The organism is Pseudomonas sp. 44 R 15 (genome assembly GCF_900004965.1).
GTDB classification, from domain to species: Bacteria; Pseudomonadota; Gammaproteobacteria; order Pseudomonadales; family Pseudomonadaceae; genus Aquipseudomonas; species Aquipseudomonas orientalis_A.
The window spans coordinates 32,911-48,751 of the sequence record NZ_CVTU01000097.1 but is presented as its reverse complement, the minus strand read 5'-3'; the positions used below and the strand labels follow the sequence as shown (position 1 = coordinate 48,751).

Genomic DNA, 15,841 nt, shown 5'->3' with positions numbered 1-15,841 from the left:
TTTGCGCTTTTCAAAAGTGAGCCGCCGTCAGGGCGGAACCCTAAGTGGCCGTTACCTAAATAATGGATATGTACTCGATCTGATCCAACATCCTAGTCGGCCCAGAGGCCCCCATCGGGGGCAAGCCCCCTCCCACATTTGACTCAGTACAACCCTGTTAGAGGGGCAAATGCCGACTCAACAGCGCCCGCAAAGCCGCCGGTTTCACCGGCTTGGCCAGGTAATCCAGCCCCGCCGCATGCACCTTGGCCACCATCTCCGCACGCCCATCGGCACTGATGACCACGCCGGGAATCGGCTCGGCCAATTCGGCGCGCAGCCAACCCATCAATTCAGTACCGGTCTCGCCGTGGTCCAGGTGGTAATCCACCAACGCGAGTTGCGGGCGCATGCCTTCAGCCAACAGGGCCGCGCATTGCGCCTGGTCAGTGGCGGTCCACACCTCGCAACCCCAGCGCGTCAGCAAGCTGCGCATGCCGATCAGGATGCTTTCTTCGTTATCCACGCACAGTATGTGCGCGCCGCTGAGTGGCAGGCCATTTTCCTGCGCGGCCTTGACCGGTGCCGCGGTCTGGTTACGCGCCAACGGCACACGCACGCTGAACACGCTGCCCTTGCCCGGCCACGAGCGTACGCTCAGGCGATGGCCCAGCACGCGGCACAGGCCGTCGGCAATCGCCAGGCCCAGGCCCAGGCCCTTTTCGGCGCGGGTTTGGTGACTGTCCAGGCGCTTGAATTCTTCGAAAATCACTTTCTGTTTATCCAGCGGGATGCCGGGGCCGCGGTCCCAGACTTCCAGGCACAACTGGCCCTGGCGGCGACGTACGCCCAGCAGTACCGGCCCGTCGGCATAACGAAAGGCGTTGGTCAGGAAATTCTGCAGGATCCGTCGCAGCAACTTGATGTCGCTGTCCACCCGCAGGCGACTGCCGCGCAAACGAAAGCGCAAGCCTTGCTCCTGGGCCAATGCCTTGAATTCGGCGCCCAGGGTGTCGAATAACTCGTTGAGGACGAACGGCTGGCGTTGTGGATTGATCTTGCCGTTTTCCAGGCGCGAGATATCCAGCAAGTCGCTGATCAGATCCTCGGCCGAGCGCAACGAACTGTCCAAGTGCTGCACCAGCTGCCGGGCTTCGCTGGAAAGGCCTTCATGCTGATGGGACAGGGCGGCGGAGAACAGGCGTGCGGCGTTCAGCGGTTGCATCAAGTCGTGGCTGACGGCGGCCAGAAAGCGGGTCTTCGACTGGCTGGCGGATTCGGCCACGCCCTTGGCCTCTGTCAACGCGACGTTGAGCTGCGACAGTTCATGGGTGCGCTCGGTCACCCGTTGCTCCAGGCCTTCGTTGGCCTCGGTCAGCGCCTGTTCGGCTTCGCGGAACGCGGTAATGTCGGTGAAACTCATGACAAACCCGCCGCCTGGCATCGGGTTGCCGATCAATTCGATTACCCGTCCGTTGGGAAACAGCCGCTCTGACGTGTGCGCACGGCCCTGGCGCATCCAGTGCAGGCGTCGCGCCACATGCACTTGTGCCTCACCGGGGCCGCACAGGCCGCGCTCGGCGTTGTAGCGGATGATGTCGGCAATCGGCCGACCGACACTGATCAAGCCGTCGGGATAGTTGAACAGCTCCAGGTAGCGCCGGTTCCAGGCCACCAGCTTGAGTGACTGATCCACCACGCTGATGCCCTGGGTGATGTTTTCGATCGCACCCTGCAGCAGGGCGCGGTTGAATTGCAGCACCTCGGACGCTTCGTCGGCGATGCGTACCACGTCCTCCAGCTGCATGTCCCGCCCTTCAATGGCGGCTTTGACCACGGCGCGCGTGGACGACGCGCCGAGTACGCCGGCCAGCAAACGCTCGGTATGGGCGATCCAGTCGTTGTCGGCATTCTGGTTGGGGTTGAAGCCTTTGCCCTGGCGATAGGCAAACCGGATAAAGCTCTGCTGGGCCCGTTCTTCACCGACAAAGCGCGCCGACAGGCTGAGCAGGTCGCTGATCTGTACCGACAACATGGAACGGGCGCTGGCGCGCTGGCTGATTTCCTGACCGATAAAGCGCCCCGCCTGCCAATGCTCGGAGACCCGCGTGCGCGACAGCATCGACACCCATACAAACAACGTGAAATTACCCGCGAGGGAAAACACGGTGCCCAAGGTCAGCGAGGTCACGGAAAAGCCGAAGGGATGCGAGTGCATCCAGGTCAGGCCGGGGAAAAGGCTCAGCGACCAGCCCAGACTTTTCGCGGTAACCGGTAGGACCAGGGTGTAGAACCACAGGAACGTACCCGCCGCCAACCCTGCAAATACCCCGCGCCGGTTGGCCTGTTTCCAGTACAGCGCACCGAGCATCGCCGGTGCCAGCTGGGTCACGGCGGCAAACGCGATCTGGCCAATGGTCGCCAGGCTCGCGGTGGAACCCAGCAGTCGGTAGCTCACATAGGCCAGCAGCAGGATGATCACGATGCTGACCCGGCGCACCGACAGCATCCAGTGGCGGAACACTTCAAAGGGCCGTTCGGCGCTGGAGCGGCGCAACAGCCAGGGCAGCAGCATGTCGTTGGAGACCATGGTCGACAAGGCAATGCTGGCCACGATCACCATGCCGGTGGCCGCCGAGGCGCCGCCGATAAAGGCCAGTACGGCAAGGGCCGGGTGGGCTTCGGCCATCGGCAGGCTGATCACGTAGGAGTCGGGCAGCACCGAGCCTGGCAACAGCATCTTGCCGCCGAGGGCAATGGGGATCACGAACAGCGCGGCAAGGATCAAATAAGCCGGGAACACCCACTTGGCCAGGCGCAAGTCCTGCGGGTCGATATTCTCCACCACCGTCACATGAAATTGCCGAGGCAGGCAGATGATCGCCATCATCGCGACGCCGGTCTGCACCACCATCGACGGCCAGTTGATGGTCTCCTTCCAGTATTCCTCCAGGCGCGGTGCGAGCATTGCCTGGCTGAACAGATCGCCGAAACCGTCGTACAGCCCGTAGGTTACAAACGCGCCGACCGCCAGAAACGCGAACAGCTTGACCAGCGATTCAAAGGCAATCGCCAGCACCATGCCCCGGTGGTGTTCGGTGGCGTCGAGGTTGCGGGTACCGAATACGATGGTGAACAGCGCCAGCACCAGCGACACCACCAAGGCGGTGTCCTGGGCCCGCGTGCCCGTGGTGTCGGGCCCGGAGCCGATCAACAGGTTCACGCCGAGCACGATGCCTTTGAGCTGCAGGGCGATATAAGGCAATACGCCGACCAGGCAGATCAACGCGACCACCACCGCCAGTGACTGGGATTTGCCGTAGCGTGCGGCGATAAAGTCGGCGATGGAGGTGATGTTTTCCTGCTTGCTGATCAGAATCATCTTCTGCAGCACCCAGGGCGCCAGCACCAGCAACAGCACCGGGCCCAGGTAGATCGGCAAGAATGCCCACAGCTGTTCGGCAGCCTGGCCCACCGCGCCGAAGAACGTCCAGCTGGTGCAATACACCGCCAGCGACAAGCTATACACCCACGCACGCACACGCGGCGGCAGCGGCGCATGGCGGCGGTCACCGTAAAAGGCGATGGCAAACATAATGGCCATATAGGCCAGGGCAACGGCGGCGATCAGCCCGCTGGACAGCGTCATGGTAACTCCGAGCATAGGGACACCCGGGCGGTGCGGGCCCGGTCGGACAGTCTCGCATGATGCTTGGGGTTAGTCAGTGTCGACCAAGGTCTGAGCGCGACGTGATGTCGCGGCTCAGCGAGGGGGCAGGGTTTTCTGGCGCAGGATATAAATTGTCACCAGCACCGCGCTGGTCAGCATGAACCCGCGTGCCCACGGCAACGGCACCAGGTAGCAGGACACGGTGATACTCAGCCACATCAAGCCGATGGCGTAGACCTTGCCCTTGAGCGGGATGCCATTGCCGTCCAGGTAATCACGGATCCAGGGCCCCAGGCGCGGGTGTTCCACCAGCCAGTGGTAGAAGCGCGGGGAGCTTCGAGCGAAGCAGGCGGCAGCCAGCAGGAGAAAGGGGGTCGTCGGCAATACCGGTAGGAAAATGCCGATCACCCCGAGCGCTACGCTCAGCCAGCCGATAGCCAGCAGCGCGTAACGCAGGAGCGGCGAGCGCTTGCCCATGGGGTCCACGGGCTAGCGACTCAGTGGTGACGTGGTTTGAGGATCGCCGGTTTTTCGTCAGGCGCGTTGCACAGCAGGTACAGCGCGGTGAGGGCTTCCGGGATCTGCACGATCATGTCGTCCATCAGGTTGGCGTCGGCGGCGATATCGGAAAACTCGGCTTCTTCTTCAAAAAGCCCCGAACCGACCATGATCGGCAGGAGCATTTCGCTGACTTCTTCCTCGGCGGTTTCGAACCAGGCGGCTTCGCGCAGGAACACGCCTTCCATGAAGCCGATGCACCAGCCGCGCAGGTCGGAGTCGTCCGGATCGTCGCCCAGGTCCAGTTCGCACGGCAGCTCGAACTCTTCATCGGAAGCCAGCTGGCGACTGATGTGGGCCTTGAGCGCCAGCAGGGTGGCTTCGATTTCTTCGCGCTGGGCGTCGTCGGCGTAATGGGGTTCTTCGGCGAACAGCGCGTCGATCCACTCACGGTCGGGGACGACTTCGGAGCAGATCGACAGCGCGGTCAGGTAGCCGTGGGCGGCCACATAGTCCAGCGCCTCGTCATGCAGCTCATCGGCGTCGAGGAAGGCTTGCAGGCGGGTTAGTTGCTCAGCGAAGGACATTGAAGAGTTACCTTGGGAATAAACGATGCTGAATTCTAGGCGTTCTTGAGCGCCCAGGCCAGCCGCACGGCATATTTGCCTGGTTTTAAACAGCGGTGGTCTATTCGTCAGTCACGCCCTTTGCCGGCGAACGCTCGGGTATACTGCCGCGTTTTGTGATGCCCCTGCAGGCCATGCGGCAATCCGGGAAAACTTCGCTTACGGATTATTTTCCATGAAAGCGGGTTTTTTCGGCCAGCCTGTACAGAGGGATTTGCGCACCATTTTGGAGTTTTACATGCTCGAGCAGGCTCAACGCGTCCTCAAGGACATCTTCGGCTACGACAGTTTTCGTGGCCGCCAGGGTGCGATCATTGAGCGCGTGGCCAGTGGCGGCGATGCCCTGGTCCTGATGCCTACCGGCGGCGGCAAGTCGTTGTGCTTCCAGGTGCCGGCGCTGTTGCGCAATGGCCTGGCCGTGGTGGTGTCGCCGCTGATCGCATTGATGGATGATCAGGTCGCCACCCTGGAAGAACTGGGTGTCGCCGCCGCTGCCTTGAACTCCACCCTCAGCGCCGAGCAGCAGCGCGACTTGGCCGCGCGAATCAAGCGCGGCGAAGTGAAGATGCTCTACCTGGCGCCGGAGCGGCTGGTGCAGCCGCGCATGCTGGCGTTCCTGCAGAGCCTGGAAATCGCCCTGTTCGCCATCGACGAAGCCCACTGTGTGTCGCAATGGGGCCACGATTTCCGCCGCGAATACCTGCAGCTCGGCCAACTGGCGGAGCTGTTCCCCGATGTGCCGCGTATTGCCCTGACCGCCACCGCCGACAAGCGTACCCGCGAAGAAATCGTCGAGCGCCTGCATTTGCAGAACGCCGAGCGCTTCCTGTCGAGCTTTGACCGCCCGAATATTTTCTACCGCATCGTGCCCAAGGAGCAGCCGCGCAAGCAGTTGCTCGCGTTTCTCTCCGAGCGGCGCAGCGATGCGGGCATCGTTTATTGCCTGTCACGCAAGAAGGTCGATGAAGTCGCCGCGTTCCTCTGTGAACAGGGTTACCCGGCGTTGCCCTATCACGCCGGCTTGCCCAACGAAACACGCTCGGCGCACCAGAAGCGCTTCCTCAACGAGGAAGGCCTGATCATGGTGGCGACCATCGCCTTCGGCATGGGTATCGACAAATCCAACGTGCGTTTCGTGGCGCACATGGACCTGCCCAAGTCTCTTGAGGCCTATTACCAGGAAACCGGCCGCGCCGGCCGTGACGGCCTGCCGGCGGATGCCTGGATGGTCTACGGCCTGCAGGACGTGGTGATGCTCAAGCAGATGCTGCAGAACTCCGAAGGCGATGAGCGCCACAAGCGCCTGGAGCAGCACAAGCTCGACGCGATGCTCTCGCTGTGTGAAGAGACCCGCTGCCGCCGCCAGACGCTGCTGGCGTATTTCGATGAAGACATGCCGCAACCGTGCGGCCACTGCGATAACTGCATCGATGGCGTGCAGACCTGGGACGCTACCGAGCCGGCGCGCCAGGCGTTGTCGACGATCTACCGCACCGGCCAGCGCTATGGCGTCGGTCACCTGGTGGATGTATTGCTGGGCAAGGACAACGAAAAGGTCCGCAGCTTCGGCCATGAGAAACTCTCGGTCTACGGCGTCGGCAAGGCCCGCGCCGAAGGCGAATGGCGTTCGCTGTTCCGCCAGATGGTCGCGCGCGGGCTGGTCGACATCGATATCGAGGGCTACGGTGGCCTGCGCCTTAACGACAGCTGCCGGCCCTTGCTCAAGGGCGAAGTCAGCCTGGAACTGCGCCGCGACCTCAAGCCGCAGACCACCGCCAAGAGCAGCACCAGCCAGGCCAGCCAGCTGGTGCGTGGCGAGGAGCGCGAACAGTGGGAAGCCTTGCGGACCCTGCGGCGCAAGCTGGCGCAGGAGCACAGCGTGCCGCCCTACGTCATCTTCCCCGACTCGACCTTGCTCGAGATGCTGCGCGAGCAGCCCACCAGCATGGCCGAAATGGCCAGGGTCAGCGGCGTGGGCGCACGCAAGCTGGAGCGTTATGGCCAGGCCTTCCTCGAGGTGCTCGGCGGCCAGGCCGAAGCACCGAAGGAAATCGCCGATATCCGCCACGAACTGATCAGCCTGGCCCGCGCCGGTATGACCCCGATCCAGATCGCCGGCCAACTGCAATGCTCGGAAAAGAATGTGTATACGTTGCTGGCCGAAGCCATCGGCAAGCAGCAATTGTCCCTGGAGCAGGCCCTTGATTTGCCGGAGGATTTGCTTGGCGAAATCCAGGATGCCTTTCTCGACGGGGAGGGCGAATTGCCACCTGTCGCGGAGATCGCGCCGCTGTTTGCCGGACGGGTTCCCGAGGGTGTTTTGTACTGCGTACGTGCCGCTTTGCAGTCGGAATTCGAAATTTAGTGTGGCGATTACGACAATGTAACGAATCAGTACATACCGGGCCTTGCCTCCTGGCATGGCTCATGCTTAGCTGACTAATAATTAGCCACACTTTATTTTCAGTCTAAATCATGAGTTTTTTATGCCGTTAACCGATCAACACCGTTTTGGCATGCAGTTGGCGCAAATGTCCCGAGGTTGGCGCGCCGAGCTGGACCGCCGCTTGGCGGGGCTGGGCTTGTCCCAGGCGCGATGGCTGGTGCTGCTGCACCTGGCGCGTTTTACCGAAGCACCCACCCAGCGTGAACTGGCACAAAGTGTCGGCGTGGAAGGGCCAACCCTGGCGCGTTTGCTCGACAGCCTGGAAGGTCAGGGCCTGGTGCAACGCCAGGCCGTCGTGGAAGACCGCCGCGCCAAACGTATCCTGCTGTGTGACACGGCGCGCCCGCTGATCGACCAGATCGAGACCATCGCCACGGCGTTGCGCCATGAACTGTTCGTGGGGGTGGACGAAGAGGATCTGCGCGTATGCATGCGCGTCCATGGGCACATCCTGGCGAATCTGGAAAAGTCCTGATTCCAGTGAAGATCAAGAATGTGTGAGGGGGGGCAGTTGGAGCATTTTTGACTGATACACCGCCATCGGGGGCAAGCCCCCTCCCACATTTGATTTGCGCAGCGTTCTAGAAGGTCTGGCCGAGGTTCAGGTACACCGCCTTCTGGTTGTCATCATTGAACCCATAGCTGAAATTCAACGGCCCCAGCGGCGTATCAAAGCCGAGGAATATGCTTGCCGCGTTGATGTAGCCGCTGTCGAACGCATTGTCGTTGTTCCACGCCCGGCCCCGTTCCACCGAGGCCCCGAGGTACAGCGGAAAATCCAGCGGCAGGTACGAGCGCGGCGTCAGGCGGCGGTAGTACACCGCGCGCATCAGGCTGATGTTCTGGGCCGAGATCGCATCCTCGCGAAAGCCTGACAATTGTCGCGCGCCGCCCAGCAGGAAGCTGGACACCACCACATCCGAATCATCCAGGGTGCGTCCGTAGCGGCCACCAAGGATCAGCGTGTCCGGGCCGTGGCTCATGGCTTTGTCCAGCTTGAACTCCCATTGGCGGTAGCGCTGGTCCGAACCCAGCCCGGGCGTGAACTCACGGAAGGCCAGTCCGATGTCTTCGCCGGTGTGCGGGAAGTAGACGTTATCGAAAGAGTCGAACGAGTATTTCAACTCATAGAAACCCTCGCTGAAGCTCATGCTCGGCAGGTTGCGATCGCCAATGCGCACGTCCGCCTTGCCCCAGGCTTCTCCCACGCCGAAGCGGATTTCACCGCTGTTGCCGATCTGCCGTCCGACGTTCAGGCCGAAACCGTAGCGCTCCAGCCGGTATTCAGAAACGGGGTCGTTGTCCAGGGTCAGCTCGACGTTCTGCGCCTGAGCCTTGATATAGGGCGCGACAAAATAGCGCGAACCGGTGTCCATCGGTTGATAGAACTCGCTGTACAACTCCTGGCGATCACCGATCTGCACCCGCGTGAGCCATTCGGCGCCGAGGCGGTTGATCCCGTTCACCCGGTAGCTGGCGCCAAGGTTGAAGGCGCTGTCGCCGCGCATGTCATCCGACAGGTTCAGCCCCAGGCGCAGGTAGTCGGTGCCGCTGCGCTTGCCGCGCGCGCTGATGACCAGGGTATTGTCCTTGCCCTTTTTCACCACGCGGTATTGCACCTGCTCGAAGTAGTCCAGGCCGTACAGCGTGCCCATGTCCGATTGCAGGCGGCCCAGGTTGAGCGGTTCGCCCAACGTCTGGCGGATGTAGTAGCGGATCACGTCGTCGCTGACCTTGGAGTCGTTTTCCACGTCGATCGCGGTGATGATCGGCGTGCGTTCGCCCGGTGTGCGGGCGGCGGTCAGTTGCGGGTCGACCGGCTCGGCGGGGCGCAGGTGTGCCAGGCGCAGGTCGAGGGCGCGGGTGGCGCGGTAGCCGGCGTCGATCATGTCCCTGGCGCGTCCGAAATCCGTCACGCCGTAGGCTGCCAGGGGCGGTTGGATCAAGACGTCCCTGGGGTGCAAGGCCTTGAGTTGTTCCTCGGAATTGCGCCGGGTCATCAGGGTGATGGACTGATTGAGCACATCGACCACGGTCGCCAATTGCTTGCGTGAGCGCAGCGGTGTGCCGATGTCCACCACGATGGCGATGTCCACGCCCATGTCCCGTGCCACATCCAGGGGAATGTTGTCGGTCATGCCGCCGTCGACCAGCAGCCGCCCATCCAGCTCCACCGGCGCGAACACCGCGGGGATCGACATGCTGGCGCGTATCACCTGGGGCAGGTGGCCCTTGCTGAACACGACTTTTTCGCCGGTGGTGATGTCGGTGGCCACGGCGCGGAACGGAATCGGCAGCTTGTCGAAGTTACGCGTGTTGCTGCTGTGGGCGAACATGCTTTCCAGCAGCAGCGCCAGGTTCTGGCCCTGGATCACCCCCAGCGGCAGGCCGAGGCTGCCGTCGTCGCGGAAGCTGAGTTTCTGCTTGACCAGGAAATCGCGGTCATCCTGCTTGCGCCTGAACGGCACGTCTTCCCGGGGCGGTGCGTCGGACAGGGCCTGTTGCCAGTCGATACTGAGGGCGAGTTTTTCCAGCTCGTCGATCTTGTAGCCCGAGGCGTACAGCCCGCCAATCACCGCGCCCATGCTGGTGCCGGCAATCGCGTCGACCTGGATACCTTGTTCTTCCAGCGCCTTGAGCACGCCGATATGCGCCAGGCCACGGGCGGCGCCGCCGGACAGCACCAGGCCGATTTTCGGGCGCGGGCTTTCAACGGCGTCGGCGAGAAGGGGAAGCAGGCACAGGAACAGGCAGGACAACAAGCGGCGCATCATGAATCTCGAGGCTGGGCGATAAAGGCCGGTATTATAGCCACTCGATCCACTGACGCCGTCACCCAGGAGCCTTTCACGTTATGTCCGCCAGCAAACCCGAGATCGTGATCACCTATTGCACCCAGTGCCAGTGGCTGTTGCGTGCCGCGTGGCTGGCCCAGGAATTGTTGAGTACGTTTGCCGAGGACCTGGGCAGGGTGTCGCTGGAACCGTCAACCGGCGGCGCGTTTCGTATCACCTGCGACGCTGTACAGATCTGGGAGCGCAAGGCCGATGGCGGTTTTCCGGAAGCCAAGGTGCTCAAGCAGCGTGTGCGCGATCAGATCGACCCGCAGCGCGACCTGGGGCATAACGACCGCACGCAGTGACGTCAGGTCGCCACCGGCTGTTTGGCCTGGCTCGCGCTGCCCATCAGGCCGGACAGCACGATGGCGACAATGATCAACGCGCCACCCAGCAGCATGCGCAGGGTAGGCGTTTCGGCAAACAGCAGCCAGGCCACGGTGATGCCGTAGACCGGTTCCATGGCAAACACCACCGAGGCGGTGCGCGCCTTGATCACGGCCAGGCTGGCGACGAACAGGCTGTGGGCCAGGCCGGTACAGAACACCCCGAGCAGGCCGATCCACAGCCAGTCCAGTGCGCGCACATCCGCCAGCCCCGGCGCCGCCACGGGCAACAGGCAGACCGCGACCACCACGTTCTGGCACAGCGCGGCCTGTACCGCCGGAATGCGTCCGGAGCTGGCGCGGTTGTTCAATGACAACAAGGCGAACAGCAGCCCCGATGCGATGCCCCAGAGCAAGCCGCCCGTGGCGTCGCTGGCCAGGTTGAAGTCCGGGGTCACCAGCACCAGGCCGATGCTGACCAGCGCTACCAGCACCATTTCATTGGCGCGAATCCGCTCGCGGAAGATCAGCCCTTCAAGGATCACCGTAAAGGCCGGGAAGGCGGCGAACCCCAGGGTTGCCACGGCCACCCCGGCGACCTTGACGGCGATGAAGAAGGTCACCCAGTGCGCGGCAAGCAGCACGCCGCTGACCAGCAGGCGGCGCCAGTCGCGCATCTGCAGGTGTTTCCACGGCGCATTGCTGGCAAAGCGCGCGAACACCGCCAGGGCAATCACCGCGAACGCGGCACGCCCGAATACGATGATGGACGGTGAGGCGGCCGCCAGTTTGCCGAACACGCCGGTAAGGCCGAACATCAATGCGCCGATATGCAGGGCGCCGAGGGCTGAGCGGGGAGTCATTACGATGCCTACCAACGAAAGTGACCACCAGTCTAGAGGTTGGGTGAAAGGGATGTCTGTCGTGCGGCTCGCGATTTTTAGCGCGAAACTCTTCCTATGACGTTCGCCGCATTGTGCCCGGCGAGGCGCCAAACTCGCGCAACATGGCGGCAGCGAAGGCACTTTGCGAGCGGTAGCCCACGCGTGCGGCGATCTCACCCACGGGCAGCGGCGTCTCGCGCAGCAGCGTCAATGCCATTTGCAGGCGCTGGTGGCGCACGTAATCCATGGGGGTCTGCCCGCATTCGAGCATGAAGCGCGCGTGCAGGCGCGCCACCGACAGGCAGGCAATCCGTGCCAGGTCCGCGACATGCAGGGGGTGAGCGGCGTGGCGTTCGATATGCGCGTTGAACGCGGCATAAGGCAGGCGCCGCCCCGGCGGTGGCATCGCCTGCGGATGATTGAGGCTGGCGAGCAGCAGCAGCGCGCCTTGCCGGGCGATCAATGGATCCTGTATCGGGCTGCCGGCCAGCCATTGCACCAACTGGTGCTGGCGCGAATCCAGCGCCAGCCGGGCCGGCCGGTCGAGCAGGCGGCGACTGGCATCGGCGTGGTCACCCAGTGTCTGCAGCAGCCAATGCTCGGTTGGCACATCCAGCACCAGGCAGCGGCTACCGTCGCGGCTGCCGCAGGCGTGGTGAGCGGCAAACGGCAGGATCATCACGCTGCTTTCCTGCACCTGATCAGCGCAGCCATCCACTTCGAAATCCAGGCGCCCGGACAGGCCAAACACCAATTGTGCATGGTCATGGCTGTGGGCGATGGGGGCATCGGTGTACTGGCGAAGCGTAAGACTGGGGCTCATTGCGCTCTCCTGGGCGGCAAGTCCCCAGTCTACATCGCTTAGGGGCGGCCAAGCGTTGTCATCAGACTGACGCGCAGTTGTCATGGGCTATTAACCGCCAGGGCGCAAGCTCGCGAAAACAGCGTCGAGGGACCCCCATGACCCGTGCCGAATTCGCCAAACCCAGCCGCAAGCAACGGGTGCGAACCCTGTGGATTTCCGACGTGCATCTGGGCACTCGGGACTGCCAGGCCGAGCATCTATCGCAGTTTCTCAAGGGTTACCACGCCGACAAGGTGTACCTGGTGGGCGACATTATCGATGGTTGGAAAATGCGTGGCGGCATGTATTGGCCCCAGGCTCACACCAACGTGATCCGCCGCCTGCTGACCATGGCCAAGCGCGGCACCGAGGTGATCTATGTCACCGGTAACCATGACGAATTTCTCAGGCGCTATTCCAAGCTGATCCTGGGCAATATCCAACTGGTGGACGAGGCGGTGCATGTCACGGCGGACGGTCGTCATCTGCTGGTGATTCACGGCGATCAGTTTGACGTGATCACCCGTTACCACCGCTGGCTCGCCTTCCTGGGGGACTCGGCCTACGAATTCACCCTGACCCTGAACCGCTGGCTCAATCATTGGCGGGCGCGCTATGGCTACGGTTATTGGTCGCTGTCGGCGTACTTGAAGCACAAGGTGAAAACCGCGGTGAGTTTTATCAGCGATTTCGAAGAGGCCATCGCCCACGAGGTAACCAAGCGTGAGTTGCATGGGGTGGTGTGCGGGCATATCCATCATGCCGAGATCCGCAAGGTGGGCGAGGTGGATTACCTGAACTGCGGGGATTGGGTGGAATCGTGCACGGCGTTGATCGAGCACTGGGATGGGCACATCGAGTTGTATCGGTTGGCGGATGCGCAGGCCAAAGAGGCGCTGCTCAAGGCTGAGATGGTCACAACCTGAAGTCTTGACTGGGTCAAATGTGGGAGGGGGCAAGCCCTGACGCCTGTAGGAGCGAGCTTGCTCGCGAAAAGCGTCAACGATAACGCGTGCTTCCTGAATGAACGCGTTGCCTGTGAGTTTTTCGCGAGCAAGCTCGCTCCTACACATGTTAGGGCAAGGCCCTCCCACATTTGGCCTCGGTTTCGTCAGCTGGAGACGTCGGCGATGGCTAGGGCCAGTAGCGTTAGCCGTGTGGCATCAACCCCGGCCACATTGGCCCGGCCCGAACTGACCATGTACACACTGTGCTTCTCCCGCAGTTGCCTGACCTGCTCGGCACTCAAGCCGGTGTAGGAGAACATCCCGCGCTGGGTGCCGATATGGGCAAACTGCTCGGCCAGGCCGTGGGGCGCCAGCGCTTCCACCAGTCCGGCGCGCAGTTGCGCGATGCGTGAACGCATGGCTTCGACTTCGTCGCTCCACTGCTGCTTGAGCTCGGCGTCGCCAAGGATGGTCGCAACCACAGCTGCACCATGATCCGGCGGCGTCGACCACAGGTTGCGCGCCGTATTGGCGAGCTGGCTGCGCACGTCCGTGAGCTTCTCGGCATCCGCCGCACACACGATCAATGCACCCACGCGGTCGCAATACAAACCGAAGTTCTTCGAGCACGAACTGGTGATCAATACTTCCGGCAGCTCGGCGGCAAACAGGCGCACCGCCCAGGCGTCCTGCTCCAGGCCGTCGCCAAAGCCTTGGTAGGCAAAGTCGATCAGCGGCAGCAATTGGCGCTCGCGCACAATCTGCAGCACCTGGCGCCAGTCATCCCGGGACAGGTCGAACCCGGTCGGGTTGTGGCAGCAGGCGTGCAGCAGCACCACATCGCCCTTGGGCACAGTGTTCAGGGTGGCCAGCATCGCCGCTACGTCCAGGCGATTGTCGCTGCCCACGTACGGGTAATGGCTGACCTTGAGCCCGGCCTTGGCGAAAATGGATTCGTGGATCGGCCAGGTCGGATTGCTCAGCCACACGCCACGGCCAGGCAGGCTCTGGGCGATAAAGTCGGCGCTCAGGCGCAGGGCGCCGGTGCCCCCTGGCGTCTGGGTGGCGCCGGCACGGCGTTCGGCGATCAACGCCGAATCGGCGCCCAGCACCAGTTCGCTGATCAGTGCGCCGAAGGCGGCATTGCCGTGCCCGCCAATGTAAGTCTTGGTGGCCTGGGTATCGACCAGGCGCTGCTCGGCACGTTTTACCGAGTCCGGGATCGGCGTCAGGCCCTGGTCGTCCTTGTAGACGCCCACGCCCAGGTCGAATTTGTCCGGGTTGGTGTCCTGGGCGAACAGGTCCATCAGTCCGAGAATAGGGTCGCCGGGCACGCGGCCAATCGCATCGAAGTGCATTACTTGCGGCCCTCGGCGCTCTTGGCCACTTCATCGGTGCGCGCGGCCATGATGAAGTCGTTGCGGTGCAGGCCCTTGATGGAGTGGCTCCACCAGGTCACGGTGACTTTGCCCCATTCGGTGAGCAGGCCCGGATGATGGCCTTCGGCTTCGGCGATGTCACCCACGGCATTGGTGAAGGCCAGGGCGAACTTGAAGTTCTTGAACAGGAAAACCTTTTCCAATTGCATCACGCCGTCGCGCACTTCGATGTTCCAGTCGGGGATCTGCTTGATCAGCACCGGCAGTTCTTCATCGCTGACTTGCGGGGCGTCGGCGCGGCAGGCTTCGCAATGGGCTTGGTTCAAGGTGGTCATGAAGGTGTCCTGAATTCGAATGATTGAAGGTCAGTGGCGCTACCCTAAAGCAACGCGGGGCCGGGGAACAGACTCACTTGGCCTAAAAAGGCACGGCTCAAGCAGCCTTGGGCTTTGGCGGAAATTTCGGTGCGTGCAGGCCCAACTGCATACCACGCTCGACCATGCCCATGATGTCTTCCTGCGCCACGTCGAACAGGCGCTTGAGCTCGGGCAATACGAAGTACAGCGGTTGCAGAATGTCGATGCGATAGGGCGTGCGCATCGCTTCCAGCGGATCGAACGCCTGGCGCTCAGGCTCATCCGACAGGCAATACACACTTTCCTTGGGCGAAGACAGAATGCCGCCACCGTAGATGCGCAGGCCGTCGGGTGTGTTCACCAGGCCGAACTCGATGGTCATCCAGTACAGGCGCGCCAGGTACACCCGTTGCTCCTTGGTGGCTGCCAGGCCGAGCTTGCCGTAGGTGTGGGTGAATTCGGCGAACCAGGGGTTGGTCAGCAGCGGGCAGTGGCCGAAGATCTCGTGGAAAATATCCGGCTCTTGCAGGTAGTCCAGTTCTTCGCGGGTACGAATAAAGGTCGCCACCGGAAACTGCTTGCTGGCGAGCAATTCGAAGAAGGTCTGGAAGGGGATCAGCGCCGGCACGCGGGCGACTTGCCAGCCGGTAGTGTCGGCCAACACTTTGTTTATTTCGCCCAGTTGCGGGATGCGATCCAGGGGCAGGCCGAGTTTGTCGATGCCGTCCAGGTATTCCTGGCAGGCACGGCCCTCAATCACTTTCAGCTGGCGCGTGATCAGGGTATTCCACACCGCGTGTTCTTCCGGCGGGTAGTGGATAAAACCTTGCGCATCGGGCTCGCGGGCCACGTAGTGCGTCTGCTTCATACGGCTCTCCTGCTAGGCATTCGTTCTTGTTATGTCCTGCTGTGTCTCTATTGATAACCCGGGCGCGACGGGTTTCCACCGGGTTTAAAAGCCTTTGCGTAGGAAAAGTTACCGCATTTCGTAAACTATTCGTTACGTATCAAGGGCTCGCCGCAGCCATGGGCTGGGAAAAACCTGCGTA

General features: G+C 62.4%; 13 protein-coding genes. 4 read left to right on the top strand and 9 right to left on the bottom strand.

Annotated features, from left to right (window positions below; all coding sequences use genetic code 11):
* Nucleotides 1-157: 157 nt before the first annotated feature.
* The 3 genes from BFP93_RS15665 to BFP93_RS15655 all read right to left on the bottom strand — a co-directional run bounded on the left by BFP93_RS15665 (nucleotide 158) and on the right by BFP93_RS15655 (nucleotide 4,734).
* On the bottom strand, nucleotides 158-3,628 hold the full coding sequence (locus BFP93_RS15665; protein WP_065893781.1) for a hybrid sensor histidine kinase/response regulator: 3,471 nt from the start codon (nucleotides 3,626-3,628) through the stop codon (nucleotides 158-160).
* 114 nt (nucleotides 3,629-3,742) lie between these two features.
* Nucleotides 3,743-4,126, bottom strand: a complete 384-nt coding sequence (locus BFP93_RS15660; RefSeq protein ID WP_065893780.1) for a YbaN family protein — start codon at nucleotides 4,124-4,126, stop codon at nucleotides 3,743-3,745.
* A gap of 20 nt (nucleotides 4,127-4,146) precedes the next feature.
* Entirely contained in the window at nucleotides 4,147-4,734 is a 588-nt protein-coding gene (locus BFP93_RS15655; protein WP_057721316.1) for a UPF0149 family protein, read from the bottom strand.
* 277 nt (nucleotides 4,735-5,011) lie between these two features.
* Between BFP93_RS15655 and recQ the strand changes: the two genes are divergently transcribed.
* Nucleotides 5,012-7,138: a DNA helicase RecQ gene (gene recQ, locus BFP93_RS15650; protein ID WP_065893782.1), complete on the top strand. Its 2,127-nt coding sequence runs from the start codon at nucleotides 5,012-5,014 to the stop codon at nucleotides 7,136-7,138.
* Between the two features lie 121 nt (nucleotides 7,139-7,259).
* On the top strand, nucleotides 7,260-7,694 hold the full coding sequence (locus tag BFP93_RS15645; RefSeq protein ID WP_065884521.1) for a MarR family transcriptional regulator: 435 nt from the start codon (nucleotides 7,260-7,262) through the stop codon (nucleotides 7,692-7,694).
* A 106-nt stretch (nucleotides 7,695-7,800) separates the two neighbouring features.
* On the opposite strand, the gene BFP93_RS15640 is transcribed toward BFP93_RS15645, so the two are convergent.
* Nucleotides 7,801-9,990: a patatin-like phospholipase family protein gene (locus tag BFP93_RS15640; RefSeq protein WP_065893779.1), complete on the bottom strand. Its 2,190-nt coding sequence runs from the start codon at nucleotides 9,988-9,990 to the stop codon at nucleotides 7,801-7,803.
* Nucleotides 9,991-10,073: 83 nt separating this feature from the next.
* Between BFP93_RS15640 and BFP93_RS15635 the strand changes: the two genes are divergently transcribed.
* Nucleotides 10,074-10,361 (top strand): SelT/SelW/SelH family protein, encoded by a 288-nt coding sequence (locus BFP93_RS15635; protein ID WP_065893778.1) that lies wholly within the window; start codon nucleotides 10,074-10,076, stop codon nucleotides 10,359-10,361.
* A gap of 2 nt (nucleotides 10,362-10,363) precedes the next feature.
* Here BFP93_RS15635 and BFP93_RS15630 read toward each other — a convergent pair whose 3' ends face one another.
* Nucleotides 10,364-11,245, bottom strand: a complete 882-nt coding sequence (locus BFP93_RS15630; RefSeq protein WP_065893777.1) for a DMT family transporter — start codon at nucleotides 11,243-11,245, stop codon at nucleotides 10,364-10,366.
* Nucleotides 11,246-11,339: 94 nt separating this feature from the next.
* Nucleotides 11,340-12,089, bottom strand: a complete 750-nt coding sequence (locus tag BFP93_RS15625; protein ID WP_065893776.1) for an AraC family transcriptional regulator — start codon at nucleotides 12,087-12,089, stop codon at nucleotides 11,340-11,342.
* A gap of 137 nt (nucleotides 12,090-12,226) precedes the next feature.
* On the opposite strand from BFP93_RS15625, the gene BFP93_RS15620 reads away from it, so the two are divergent.
* On the top strand, nucleotides 12,227-13,036 hold the full coding sequence (locus BFP93_RS15620; protein WP_065884526.1) for a UDP-2,3-diacylglucosamine diphosphatase: 810 nt from the start codon (nucleotides 12,227-12,229) through the stop codon (nucleotides 13,034-13,036).
* A 185-nt stretch (nucleotides 13,037-13,221) separates the two neighbouring features.
* On the opposite strand, the gene BFP93_RS15615 is transcribed toward BFP93_RS15620, so the two are convergent.
* The 3 genes from BFP93_RS15615 to phhA form a co-directional block, all read right to left on the bottom strand.
* Nucleotides 13,222-14,415, bottom strand: coding sequence for an amino acid aminotransferase (locus BFP93_RS15615; protein WP_065893775.1), 1,194 nt, complete (start codon nucleotides 14,413-14,415; stop codon nucleotides 13,222-13,224).
* On the bottom strand, nucleotides 14,415-14,771 hold the full coding sequence (locus BFP93_RS15610; RefSeq protein WP_065884528.1) for a 4a-hydroxytetrahydrobiopterin dehydratase: 357 nt from the start codon (nucleotides 14,769-14,771) through the stop codon (nucleotides 14,415-14,417). Before BFP93_RS15610 ends, BFP93_RS15615 begins: the two co-directional genes overlap by 1 nt.
* Before the next feature lie 97 nt (nucleotides 14,772-14,868).
* Nucleotides 14,869-15,660 carry a phenylalanine 4-monooxygenase gene (gene phhA / locus BFP93_RS15605; RefSeq protein ID WP_065893774.1) on the bottom strand — a complete coding sequence of 264 codons (792 nt, stop codon included), beginning with the start codon at nucleotides 15,658-15,660 and terminating at the stop codon, nucleotides 14,869-14,871.
* Nucleotides 15,661-15,841: the final 181 nt, after the last annotated feature.

Bases quoted from the DNA above. Each gene is read 5' to 3' on its own strand.
- BFP93_RS15635 (WP_065893778.1), top strand. From the start codon at position 10,074: ATGTCCGCCAGCAAACCCGAGATCGTGATCACCTATTGCACCCAGTGC.
- BFP93_RS15655 (WP_057721316.1), bottom strand. From the start codon at position 4,734: ATGTCCTTCGCTGAGCAACTAACCCGCCTGCAAGCCTTCCTCGACGCC.
- BFP93_RS15630 (WP_065893777.1), bottom strand. From the start codon at position 11,245: ATGACTCCCCGCTCAGCCCTCGGCGCCCTGCATATCGGCGCATTGATG.
- BFP93_RS15610 (WP_065884528.1), bottom strand. From the start codon at position 14,771: ATGACCACCTTGAACCAAGCCCATTGCGAAGCCTGCCGCGCCGACGCC.
- phhA (WP_065893774.1), bottom strand. From the start codon at position 15,660: ATGAAGCAGACGCACTACGTGGCCCGCGAGCCCGATGCGCAAGGTTTT.
- BFP93_RS15665 (WP_065893781.1), bottom strand. From the start codon at position 3,628: ATGACGCTGTCCAGCGGGCTGATCGCCGCCGTTGCCCTGGCCTATATG.
- recQ (WP_065893782.1), top strand. From the start codon at position 5,012: ATGCTCGAGCAGGCTCAACGCGTCCTCAAGGACATCTTCGGCTACGAC.
- BFP93_RS15660 (WP_065893780.1), bottom strand. From the start codon at position 4,126: ATGGGCAAGCGCTCGCCGCTCCTGCGTTACGCGCTGCTGGCTATCGGC.
- BFP93_RS15620 (WP_065884526.1), top strand. From the start codon at position 12,227: ATGACCCGTGCCGAATTCGCCAAACCCAGCCGCAAGCAACGGGTGCGA.
- BFP93_RS15645 (WP_065884521.1), top strand. From the start codon at position 7,260: ATGCCGTTAACCGATCAACACCGTTTTGGCATGCAGTTGGCGCAAATG.
- BFP93_RS15640 (WP_065893779.1), bottom strand. From the start codon at position 9,990: ATGCGCCGCTTGTTGTCCTGCCTGTTCCTGTGCCTGCTTCCCCTTCTC.
- BFP93_RS15615 (WP_065893775.1), bottom strand. From the start codon at position 14,415: ATGCACTTCGATGCGATTGGCCGCGTGCCCGGCGACCCTATTCTCGGA.
- BFP93_RS15625 (WP_065893776.1), bottom strand. From the start codon at position 12,089: ATGAGCCCCAGTCTTACGCTTCGCCAGTACACCGATGCCCCCATCGCC.